Origin of the sequence: Bacteroides sp. (genome assembly GCF_028690125.1) — a bacterium.
Taxonomy (GTDB): domain Bacteria; phylum Bacteroidota; class Bacteroidia; order Bacteroidales; family Bacteroidaceae; genus Bacteroides.
The window spans coordinates 1-10,852 of record NZ_JAQVBV010000076.1 but is presented as its reverse complement, the minus strand read 5'-3'; the positions used below and the strand labels follow the sequence as shown (position 1 = coordinate 10,852).

Below are 10,852 nucleotides of genomic sequence, written 5' to 3'. Positions count from 1 at the left end.
GGATGGGTAAGTTCGGGCTGGAACTTGCAATGGACAAAACGAAGCTGCTTTCATTCGGTAGATTCGCAAAGGAAAACAGCAAGGATGGCAAAACAGACACATTCGATTTTCTGGGATTCACATTCTGCAACGGCACAAGCAGAAACGGAAAATACAAAGTGCATATCCAAACAAGTCAGAAGAAACTCAAGGTGAAGAGACAGGCTGTGAAAGAGTGGCTGAAGGAGCATATGCATGCGCCGGTAGCGCTGACATTTCAAAGCCTGAACCGTAAACTGCAGGGGCACGTCAACTATTATGGCATCAATGGTAACTCGAAGATGGTGGCGAACTTCTTCTTATACGTAAAGATAGCATTCATCCGAGTTCTGAGGGCCAGAGGTCAAAAGCGGCCAATAAAATGGTCTGCATTCAACAGGATGTGGGATTACTACATCAAGCCGCCAAAGGTTTCTGTAATGATTAGGTCATGACGAAGCGAAAGTACGCAAGTATAGGTGTGTTAGAAGAGCCGTATGCGGGAAAACTGCACGTACGGTTCTGTGAGGGGCAATAGACAATCCCTTCACGATTACAAAATCTTGAAAGGAGAGTCGAGTTGTCTACTCGACGGAATAGAATATGAAGTATTTGATTTTAGGGGCTGGGCCAGCTGGATTGACGGTTGCAAATAGATTTATGCAAAAAGGAATAATGGATTTTATTATTTTAGAAAAAGAATCAGAAGCAGGTGGTTTATGCAGATCTAAAATAGTTGATGGATCACCATTTGACGTAGGTGGAGGTCACTTCCTTGACGTAAGAAGGCCCAAGGTAAATGAGTTCTTATTTGGTTTTATGCCGGAAGAAGAGTGGGATAAGTATGATAGAGATAGCAGAATTATGGTTAACGAAAATGAAATAAACCATCCAATAGAAGCAAATATATGGCAGATGAATGTGGAAGATCAGGTAGAATACCTAAAATCCATTGCTATCGCAGGTTGTAATCTAGGAACTGAGATGCCTGAAGAGTTTGTTGATTGGATTTATTGGAAACTGGGATCAAAAGTAGCAGAAGACTATATGATACCTTATAATCAGAAAATGTTCAGCAAAGACTTAAACCAACTTGGTACATACTGGCTCGATAAACTCCCTAATGTTAGCTTTGAAGAGACAATATTAGCTTGCTTGACAAAAAAAGCATATGGAAAACAGCCTGGACATGCACAGTTTTATTATCCAAAGAATCATGGATACGGTGAATTATGGATAAGAATGGCAAATGCAATTGAGGATAATATTGAATATAACAAAGATATTAATGGCATTGATTTTACATCAAAGACAGTGACAACAACGGATGGCAGCAAATATCAGGCAGATTGCATTATTACAACGATTCCTTGGATGGAGTTTGAGGACATTATTGGTATGCCTGATGAAGTAAGAAATAGCATTAAGGAACTAAAGTATAGCTCAATTCAAACAGAATATTATGCAGAAAACCTTGATACAGAAGCTCAGTGGATTTATTACCCAGATCTAAAGCTATCATATCATCGTATTTTGGTCCGCCATAATTTTTGCCCAAATAGCAAAGGATATTGGACTGAAACAAATATTGAACGAATCCATATGGACAAGCCTAACGATAATTACAAATATATGAATCAGTATGCTTATCCTTTAAACACAAGAACAAAACCGGTAATTATGCTAGAACTTTTGAATTGGAGCAGGGAACAAGGTGTTTATGGACTTGGACGCTGGGGAGAACATCAACATTATAATTCTGATGTAACCGTTGAACTGGCGATGAAGATGGCAGATGAATTGGAGACAATTTATTAATGGGTAGAAGAACTAATCCATCATTAAAAGTAAACATGGTACTAAATATTATTAAGAGTGTGATGGGTGTCTTGTTTCCACTTATTACTTTTCCATATATTACCAGAGTGCTAGGGGTGGAGAATATCGGACGATTTACCTTTGCTCAATCAGTAGTAAGTTATTTTGTATTACTCGCTGGTTTAGGAGTATCTACATATGCGATAAGAGAGGCACCCGTAATAAGGGATGATCAAGAGAAAATGAGTAGGTTTTCTAGCGAAGTGTTCTCAATTAATCTTGTTGCGACAGTCTTTTCTTATCTTCTGATGCTAGTTTTGCTGGTGATCGTTCCAAAATTCAATGATTACAGTATATTGATACTCATTTTGTCATTACAAATAATCTTTAAAACCATAGGACTTGAATGGATTTTTTCTGTTTATGAAGATTTTCTTTTTACTACGGTTAGAAATATTCTTTTTCAAGTAATATCGTTGGCTGTATTGTTCCTTTTTGTGAGACAACCAGGAGACTTATATCTTTATACAGCAATTGTGGTTCTCACTAGTGCCGGGGCTGAGATTGTTAACTGTGTTTATGTAAGAAGATACTGTCATATCTCATTTAAGTGGCATCAAAATCTAAAAAAGCATATGAGACCAATACTAACATTGTTTGCGATGGCTGCAGCTGTGATGATATATGTAAGTATAGATATAACAATGCTTGGATTTTTGTGTGACGATTTTACAGTTGGTATATATTCAGTATCGGTAAAGGTATATACCGTATTGAAAACAGTTGCGTCTGCGGCACTGATTGTGTTTATTCCTAGAATCTCTTTACACATTGAAAGAAGACAAACGGAACAGGTAAATGCTGTAGCATCGGAAGCTCACAATACAATGGTGACAATTCTTCTTCCAGTGGCAGTGGGAGTTTTTGTTTTGCGAGAAGAGGCAATTGCATTTCTTGCAGGAGCCGAATACTCAGAAGCTGTGATGTCACTAGCGATTTTGTGTGGATCACTTGTATTTTGTTTACTTGCAGGCTACTGGAGCCAGGTGATTCTTATTCCTTTTCGAGAAGAAAAAAGTGTACTAATCGCAACCATAATTAGTGCAATTGCAAACCTTGTATTGAATTTGTTGTTGATTCCTTTATGGCAAGAGAAAGCAGCAGCTTTAACAACGCTACTTTCTGAAATGATTGCTTTTATTTACTGTTATACCTGTGCAAAAGATAAAATTCAGCTAAATCAGGCTAAGGAGACCTTGCTGAAAGTTATAATTGGATGCTCGGCAATTGTAGTAATTGATTATCTTGTATCCTTACTGTCACTTTCAATGATACTGAGGACGATTATTGTTATTAGTTGTAGCATGATAACTTACTTTGGTATTGAAGTTATCTTGAAAAATGATGCGGTAATTAGCATTTGTAAATCCGTTTATGCAAGAATTAGGAAGAGATAATAAGCTTTGTTTGAGAGGAGGTTTCTTATATTATGAGCAGTCATTTTGAAAATGAATATACAGTAACCTCACGTATTATTTACACACCTTCACCTTTTGCACGAGTAAATCTACTTTCATTACAGGAAACAGGCCATTTAAAGGCATTAAAGTCTCATATGAGTAGAAGAACAAAACTAGTCTCATACTTGTTCTTTATTGTAACAAATGGAGAGGGAAATGTTATATACAATGGTAAAAAAGTATCTCTTCAAAAAGGAGACTGTTTCTTTATTGATTGCCGAAAACCATATAGCCAATGCTCAAGCGTAGAAAACCCGTGGTCTTTATCATGGGTTCATTTTACAGGTGCGACTGTAGCTGCAATATATGAAAAGTATTCTGGAAGAAATGGAAAGCCATTTTTTACAGCAAAGGATTCTCTTATCTATATATCATTACTGAATGGGCTTTTTGATATCGCATCCGGAAACTCCTACATTCGTGATATGCAGATTAATACAAAACTTAGCGAGTTGTTGGAACATGTCATGGCAGAAACTATTGTTGCTGATCATGAGAGGACTTCTGATATCGCGTTAAAGCGTACGGATATTCAAAATGTGAAGCAATTCATAGAGGAAAATTATACAGACAGTATTTCTTTAGATGATATTGCAGACTTACATTACATTAATAAGAATTATCTTTCAAAGGTATTTAAGGAGCAATATGGGCTCACGGTTAATGGTTATATTATGTTGCTTCGAGTAAATAAAGCTAAGGGATGTCTTCGTTTTAGCAATATGACGGTTGAACAAATTAGTCAAGAATGTGGTTTTTTGGATAGTAATTATTTCAGCCGAATGTTTAAAAAAATTGAAGGAATAAGCCCTACAGGGTATAGAGAGAATTGGTTAACTAAAAACTAATATTGTGCTAATGGAAGTGAATGCAGTCCATTAAGTAATTGTTTCGATTATGATAGAATCTCGTGTATACAGAGTACATTAGACTCTTTAAGGAGGAAAATATAAAATGAAAAAAGCAATTATTACCGGTGTTACCGGACAAGATGGTTCTTATCTAGCAGAGTTTTTGTTAGATAAAGGTTATGAAGTACACGGTGTTATCCGTCGTTCAAGTGTGGATTACAGAGAAAGAATCGCACACTTAGAGGGAACTCCTAATTTCCATCTTCATTATGGTGATTTATCAGATTCATCAAGTATCATGGCTTTGGTTGGTACAATCAGACCGGATGAAATTTATAACCTAGCAGCACAGTCTCACGTTCAGGTTTCTTTTGATGTTCCTGAATATACAGCAGATGTTGTTGCAACAGGTGTTCTTCGTGTACTTGAAGCAGTTAGACTTTGTGGTTTAGCTGAAACTTGTCGTGTATATCAGGCATCTACTTCAGAGCTTTATGGAAAGGTAGAGGAAGTACCTCAAAGAGAGACTACACCATTCCATCCATACAGTCCTTATGCTGTAGCTAAGCTGTATGGTTTCTGGATAGTGAAAGAATACAGAGAAGCATACAACATGTTCTGTTGTTCAGGTATCCTTTTCAATCATGAATCAGAAAGAAGAGGAGAAACATTTGTTACAAGAAAGATTACTCTTGCTGCTGCACGTATTGCACAAGGCAAACAGGATAAGTTATATCTTGGAAATCTTTCATCTCTTCGTGACTGGGGCTATGCTAAAGACTACGTTGAGTGTATGTGGTTAATCCTTCAGAATGATAAACCAGAGGATTTTGTTATTGCTACAGGTGAGCAGCATTCAGTTAGAGAGTTTGCAACACTTGCTTTCCATCATGCAGGTATTGAACTTGAGTGGCAAAGTGAAGGCATGGATGAAAAAGGTATTGATAAAGCAACAGGTAAAGTTGTTGTCGAAGTTTCACAAGACTTCTACAGACCTACAGATGTAGTTAACCTTTGGGGTGATCCAACAAAGGCTAAGACCGAACTTGGATGGAATCCTACAAGGACTACATTTGAGGAACTTGTAAAGATTATGGTTGAGCATGATATGGAGAAAGTTGCTGTAGAAAGAGCTGAAGAACACATCAGAATGAACTTGGCTGAATACTTAGAAAAGGGTGTTGTAAAATAATGATGGAAGAGAACGCAAAAATTTATGTAGCAGGACACCGTGGAATGGTGGGTAGTGCTATTGTTAGAGAGCTTGAAAAACAGGGTTATAATAATATTATAACAAGAACACATACAGAACTAGATTTATGTAGACAGGATGCAGTTGAAAAATTCTTTGAAGCAGAAAAGCCGGAGTATGTCTTCCTCGCAGCAGCTAAAGTCGGTGGTATTATTGCTAATGAATCTGCTCTTGCTGATTTCATGTATGATAACATGATACTGGAAATGAACGTGATCAACTCTGCATGGAAAAGTGGTTGTAAGAAGCTAGAATTTCTAGGCTCTTCCTGCATATATCCACGCATGGCACCTCAACCAATGAAGGAGAGCTACCTATTGACTGGAGAATTGGAGAAAACAAATGAAGCCTACGCTTTGGCAAAAATATCTGGCTTGAAATATTGCGAGTTCTTGAACCGTCAATATGGCACTGATTTTATATCCGTTATGCCTACAAATCTGTACGGTCCTAATGATAACTACCATCCGACGCACTCACATGTTCTACCTGCTCTGATTCGTAGGATTCATGAAGCAAAAGAGAATGGATTGGGTAGTGTTACTTGTTGGGGCGATGGAAGTCCACTTCGCGAATTTCTTTATGTTGATGATCTTGCCAATCTCTGTGTATTCCTTATGAACAACTATTCCGGTAATGAAACTGTAAATGCCGGTACAGGTAAAGAATTAAGCATAAAAGAGCTGACGGAGCTAGTGGCAAAGGTAATCGGATATACTGGAGAAATTCTATGGGATACATCTAAACCTAATGGCACCCCTCGAAAACTACTTGATGTAAGCAAGGCAGAAGATTTAGGTTGGACATATAAGACTGAACTGGAAGATGGGATTAAACTATCCTATGAAGACTTTCTAAACAATCCTACAAGGGCAGGGAGGTGACGATATGAACATTATTTTACTATCAGGAGGATCAGGGAAAAGGCTATGGCCTTTGTCTAACGACATTCGGTCTAAGCAGTTTATTAAAATTTTCAAGAATGATAATGAGTATGAGTCCATGGTGCAACGTGTGTATAGACAAATTAAGTCAGTTGACCCAAGTGCTAAAGTAACCATTGCCACTTCAAAAACACAGGTTTCTACTATTAATAATCAGATAGGGTCTGATGTTGGTATTAGTGTAGAGCCTTGCCGACGAGATACTTTCCCTGCAATTGCTCTTGCTACTGCATACCTTCATGATATTCAGGGTGTGAGTGAGGACGAGGCTGTTATTGTTTGTCCAGTTGATCCATATGTTGAAAATGACTACTTTGAGGCTATTAAAAGGCTGGGAGATCAAGCAGCTAAAGGTGAAGCTAATCTAGTTTTGATGGGAATCGAGCCTACTTATCCAAGTGAAAAGTATGGATATATTATTCTAAAATCAGATGATAAAACCAGTTCTGTATCTACATTTAAAGAGAAGCCAGACAAAGAGACTGCAGAGAAATACATAGCTCAGGGTGCTCTTTGGAATGGCGGTGTTTTTGCATATAAGATAGGCTATGTTCTTAACAAAGCACGTCAACTCCTTAACTACACCGATTATGATGATTTGTTTTTTCGATATGACTCACTTACTAAGATTTCATTTGACTATGCTGTAGTTGAAAATGAGTCGAATATTCAGGTTATGAGATTTGCTGGGCAGTGGATGGATATAGGTACTTGGAATACACTAACAGAAGTCATGGATGAATCTATAATAGGCGAAGCTGTGTTAGATGAGACTTGTGAAAATGTTCACGTCTTAAACGAGCTAGACGTACCTGTTCTTTGTTTGGGGCTAAAAGATATTGTTGTGGCTGCCAGCCCTGAAGGAATCTTGGTTTCAGACAAAGAGCAGTCAAGTCACATCAAACCATATGTGGACAAGTTTAATGGTCCAGTAATGTTTGCAGATAAGTCCTGGGGGAGTTATAAGGTGCTTGAGGTTGAAGAGGAGAGTCTTACTATAAAGGTAACACTAAACCCAGGTAATAAGATGAATTATCATAGTCACGAGAGACGTGACGAGGTCTGGTCTATAATATCAGGTGAAGGAACAGCAATAGTAGATGGTATGGAAACACCTGTCAAGGCAGGAGATGTTCTTACCATGGCAGCTGGGTGCAGACACATGATTATTGCCACAACAGAGCTGAAGGTTATAGAGGTACAACTCGGTAAGGAGATTAGCGTCAATGATAAGCAGAAATACGAAATTGAGCATTAATACTAATAACACTCCGTTCCAACTCAAGCCTGCAGGGCAGGATTATCTTTGGGGTGGGAATAAGCTTAATGAGGATTTTAGTAAAAATATAGATATGACCCCTCTTGCTGAAACATGGGAGTGTTCTGTTCACCCTGATGGGGAGAGTGTAGTATCTGGGAGCATTTATGATGGTCAGAAATTATCTTATGTGTTAGAGAAGCATCCGGAATATATGGGAACACACCCAGGCTCAACTCTTCCAATTCTTATTAAGCTCATTGATGCAAAGAAAGACTTATCAGTTCAGGTTCATCCTGATGATGATTACGCTTTGGAGAATGAAGGACAACTTGGTAAAACTGAATTGTGGTATGTGATGGAAGCAACAAAGGATGCTAAGCTTGTATACGGATTTTCAAGGAATGTAAGTAAGGAAGAGATAGAAAGAGCGGTTGTTAAGGACAGAATTGAATAATACCTTCAATTTGTTCCCATAAAGAAAATTGATTGAATTATTACTATGATGAAAGGATAATCAATGAACAGCGTGATAAAATGGGAGAAAAGCCAATTTTGTGGAAGAGATTTGTTAAAAAAATAGCAAAATGTAACATATCCCAATAACAACTATTGACTTTTCATTGGCAACTTGTGTGGAAAATATCCTTTGATTGCAACGCTTTCACAGTGATCAAAGATGAAGTCCACCAAAATCTTCCCTTTGCTCATCATGTGAATTGACTGTACTGCGCTCTCAAAAATGTCTCGTCTGAAAGGAATTCGCTCCGATTCGGGTTCGAACGGCTGGAGCGTCTTGAGCAGGGTTGGGAAATGTTTGAGCCTGTCACGGTTGTCGGCAATCGTTTTTTTGACATGATCAAGTTGATCAATCTCCGCATTGATTTGCAGCACCTTTTCCGTCAATGCTTCAATCCGGTCAACAAACTGGATGCTCTCATTCTCCTCCGTGCTCACCATTGAGTGAATGGTGTGGTAGAGACTGGTTCGCTGGTCCATGAGTTACTGCATGGTGTTCTGTGTATCCTGCCCATACTGTTTGCACGCTTCAAAATAGGAGTGCCATGAATCCTGTCCTCCCGGCCATTTATAACGATGATATAGCTGAAAACCTTTTGCTGCAATGATTTTATCTAAAACCCTCTTGATTTCCTTCTTCAAACACGTTATAATCATAACGTGCAAAGGAGGAAGTCATATGGCTATCGTACATTTGAAAAACAAGCAAAATGGTACGACATATGTTTATGAGTCTGAAAATTACTGGGATAAAAATAAAAAACAGTCTCGAAGTAGGCGGAAATGCCTTGGTAAGCTGGATCCAGCGACAGGAGAATTGATACTATCTAAGAATATTCAATATCAGCTTCCTGTGATTTCTAAGCCGGGACCAGTTCCGATTACGGAGATAAAGCATTCATTCTACGGAGCCACATTTTTGTTGGACAATATTGGTGAACTGACTGGGATTACGGCCGATCTTCGGAAGTGCTTCCCGACGACGTACAAGCAAATCCTCTCCATCGCATACTTCCTTATTTTGGAGGACTACAATCCGCTCTATCGATTCCCTAAATGGTCTGCCACTCACCGTCACCCGTATGGTAAAGACATAACGTCACTACGAAGCAGCGAGTTTTTCATGAGTATTACCGAGGCTGATCGAGAACGTTTCTTCCAGCTTCAAGGCCGCAGAAGGCTGGAAAACGAGTACTGGGCATATGACATCACCAGTCTTTCATCATACTCAGAATGTCTCAAACAGGTGCGGTATGGAAAGAACAAGGAGCATGATCATCTAGAGCAAATCAATTTAGCGATGTTGTTTGGTGAAAAGTCTGGATTGCCTTTCTACTACAGGAAATTGCCAGGGAATATTCCCGATGTCAAGACAGTCAAAAACCTACTGTCTGACATCGATTTTCTTGATTATGGTAAAGTCAAGTTGGTCATGGACCGTGGTTTCTATAGCGAAGAAAACATCAATGGTCTATTTCATGAACACCTGAAATTTATAGTTGCCACGAAGACCAATCTTCGATATGTAAAAGACGCAATTGACAGTGTCAAGCCGACAATCGGTAATTGGAGCAACTATGATCCAGACCAAAACCTCTATATCACCTCGCAGAGCATCTGGTGGGACTACCGCAAAGAGCGGCCCAACAAGGGGGATATCGAAAGAGGAAAACGGCGGGTGTACCTCCATATCTATTTCGATAAGGAACGGGAATCCAATGAATCTCAAAAGTTCAGCAAACAGCTTGTCTCGCTTAAACGCGAACTTGAAAGCGGGAAAAGGGTGGTTGAACATGAACCCCAGTATGTGAAGTACTTCCTGATAGAAGGAAATACAAATTCAGGAATCAAGGTGATTCCGCGGCAGGAAGTTATCGACCTTGTTCAAAAGCATCATGGATTCTTTGCTTTGCTGAGTAATGATGTAAAGGACCCAATACTGGCGCTCCAGCTATACAGAAGCAAGGATCTTATCGAAAAGGGTTTCGGAGATCTGAAAGACCATCTGAGCTTTCGTAGAATGGAAGTTTCCTCTGAACTGAGTCTTGATGGAAAGCTCTTTATAGAGTTTATTGCACTCATTTTCTTATCTTACATCAAGAAGATTATGCAGGATAAGCATTTGTTTCAGAACTATACGATGCATGGGCTGCTTGATGAGTTTGATATCATCGATTGTTATGAACAGCCAGGTCACGATATTCGTTGGGGAGAAACAACAAAAAAGCAAAGAGATTTATTCAAAGAATTCGGAGTGCAGTTTCCGACCACGTTATAAAACTGCCGGGAACTCAGGATACAGATAATCGCCGGTATAGGCCACGTTGCCAAGAATCCTGTCCACAATCGATGGCCCCCAGTCCTCGAGCCCTTTAGCTGTGGGAATGTGTGCCTGTGTCAATTCCTTTGCGATGAGGTAGGTGGATTTGCCTTGGAGGAACGCCTGATACACGCGCTGCACAACAGCAGCACGATCCGGATGGATGCGCCAGGAGCCGCCCTCCGCCTTGGTGTAGCCGTACGGCATGGGACCTGAATGACGAAAGGTTCCGTTGAGAATGCTCTTGCGCTTTGCCCAGCTGACATTCTCACTGAAAGCCTGCGCCTCACTTTGCGCGACCGCGGCATGAAGTGTCAGCATCAGGTCTCCCTGGTTGCCGTCGGTTCGGATG

11 protein-coding genes and 1 pseudogene are annotated in these 10,852 nt (G+C 39.5%); 9 read left to right on the top strand and 3 right to left on the bottom strand.

Features of this window, described 5'->3' with window-relative positions; translation table 11 throughout:
* The 8 genes and pseudogenes from PHO71_RS24320 to PHO71_RS24285 form a co-directional block, all read left to right on the top strand.
* Positions 1–473, top strand: a pseudogene (locus tag PHO71_RS24320) (group II intron maturase-specific domain-containing protein); the annotation flags it as partial.
* Between the two features lie 148 nt (positions 474–621).
* Complete coding sequence (locus PHO71_RS24315; protein WP_300208641.1) at positions 622–1,836, top strand: FAD-dependent oxidoreductase; 1,215 nt, start codon at positions 622–624, stop codon at positions 1,834–1,836.
* Complete coding sequence (locus tag PHO71_RS24310; RefSeq protein WP_300208640.1) at positions 1,836–3,293, top strand: flippase; 1,458 nt, start codon at positions 1,836–1,838, stop codon at positions 3,291–3,293. The genes PHO71_RS24315 and PHO71_RS24310 overlap by 1 nt, the downstream gene beginning before the upstream one ends.
* Positions 3,294–3,325: 32 nt before the next feature.
* Positions 3,326–4,204 carry an AraC family transcriptional regulator gene (locus PHO71_RS24305; RefSeq protein ID WP_300208638.1) on the top strand — a complete coding sequence of 293 codons (879 nt, stop codon included), beginning with the start codon at positions 3,326–3,328 and terminating at the stop codon, positions 4,202–4,204.
* A gap of 106 nt (positions 4,205–4,310) precedes the next feature.
* The gene (gmd, locus tag PHO71_RS24300) at positions 4,311–5,399 is read left to right on the top strand and encodes a GDP-mannose 4,6-dehydratase (RefSeq protein WP_300208636.1); all 1,089 of its coding nucleotides are present in this window, start codon (positions 4,311–4,313) and stop codon (positions 5,397–5,399) included.
* Positions 5,399–6,343, top strand: a complete 945-nt coding sequence (locus PHO71_RS24295; protein ID WP_300208634.1) for a GDP-L-fucose synthase — start codon at positions 5,399–5,401, stop codon at positions 6,341–6,343. Before gmd ends, PHO71_RS24295 begins: the two co-directional genes overlap by 1 nt.
* A gap of 4 nt (positions 6,344–6,347) precedes the next feature.
* Entirely contained in the window at positions 6,348–7,661 is a 1,314-nt protein-coding gene (locus PHO71_RS24290; protein WP_300208632.1) for a sugar phosphate nucleotidyltransferase, read from the top strand.
* A complete protein-coding gene (locus tag PHO71_RS24285) occupies positions 7,630–8,118 on the top strand; it encodes a type I phosphomannose isomerase catalytic subunit (RefSeq protein ID WP_300208630.1) in 489 nt (162 codons plus the stop codon). Before PHO71_RS24290 ends, PHO71_RS24285 begins: the two co-directional genes overlap by 32 nt.
* 152 nt (positions 8,119–8,270) lie before the next feature.
* Here PHO71_RS24285 and PHO71_RS24280 read toward each other — a convergent pair whose 3' ends face one another.
* Both PHO71_RS24280 and PHO71_RS24275 read right to left on the bottom strand, forming a co-directional pair.
* A complete protein-coding gene (locus PHO71_RS24280) occupies positions 8,271–8,660 on the bottom strand; it encodes a hypothetical protein (RefSeq protein WP_300208628.1) in 390 nt (129 codons plus the stop codon).
* A gap of 3 nt (positions 8,661–8,663) precedes the next feature.
* Positions 8,664–8,822 (bottom strand): hypothetical protein, encoded by a 159-nt coding sequence (locus PHO71_RS24275; RefSeq protein WP_300208626.1) that lies wholly within the window; start codon positions 8,820–8,822, stop codon positions 8,664–8,666.
* 37 nt (positions 8,823–8,859) lie between these two features.
* Between PHO71_RS24275 and PHO71_RS24270 the strand changes: the two genes are divergently transcribed.
* A complete protein-coding gene (locus PHO71_RS24270; RefSeq protein ID WP_300208624.1) occupies positions 8,860–10,458 on the top strand; it encodes an IS1634 family transposase in 1,599 nt (532 codons plus the stop codon).
* On the opposite strand, the gene PHO71_RS24265 is transcribed toward PHO71_RS24270, so the two are convergent.
* Positions 10,453–10,852: recombinase family protein (locus tag PHO71_RS24265; protein WP_300208622.1), on the bottom strand; the 400-nt coding region annotated here is incomplete at its 5' end. The genes PHO71_RS24270 and PHO71_RS24265 overlap by 6 nt on opposite strands.

Excerpts from the sequence above, each read along its gene's own strand:
- PHO71_RS24315 (WP_300208641.1), top strand. The coding sequence starts at position 622 with ATGAAGTATTTGATTTTAGGGGCTGGGCCAGCTGGATTGACGGTTGCA.
- PHO71_RS24310 (WP_300208640.1), top strand. The coding sequence starts at position 1,836 with ATGGGTAGAAGAACTAATCCATCATTAAAAGTAAACATGGTACTAAAT.
- PHO71_RS24305 (WP_300208638.1), top strand. The coding sequence starts at position 3,326 with ATGAGCAGTCATTTTGAAAATGAATATACAGTAACCTCACGTATTATT.
- gmd (WP_300208636.1), top strand. The coding sequence starts at position 4,311 with ATGAAAAAAGCAATTATTACCGGTGTTACCGGACAAGATGGTTCTTAT.
- PHO71_RS24295 (WP_300208634.1), top strand. The coding sequence starts at position 5,399 with ATGATGGAAGAGAACGCAAAAATTTATGTAGCAGGACACCGTGGAATG.
- PHO71_RS24290 (WP_300208632.1), top strand. The coding sequence starts at position 6,348 with ATGAACATTATTTTACTATCAGGAGGATCAGGGAAAAGGCTATGGCCT.
- PHO71_RS24285 (WP_300208630.1), top strand. The coding sequence starts at position 7,630 with ATGATAAGCAGAAATACGAAATTGAGCATTAATACTAATAACACTCCG.
- PHO71_RS24280 (WP_300208628.1), bottom strand. The coding sequence starts at position 8,660 with ATGGACCAGCGAACCAGTCTCTACCACACCATTCACTCAATGGTGAGC.
- PHO71_RS24270 (WP_300208624.1), top strand. The coding sequence starts at position 8,860 with ATGGCTATCGTACATTTGAAAAACAAGCAAAATGGTACGACATATGTT.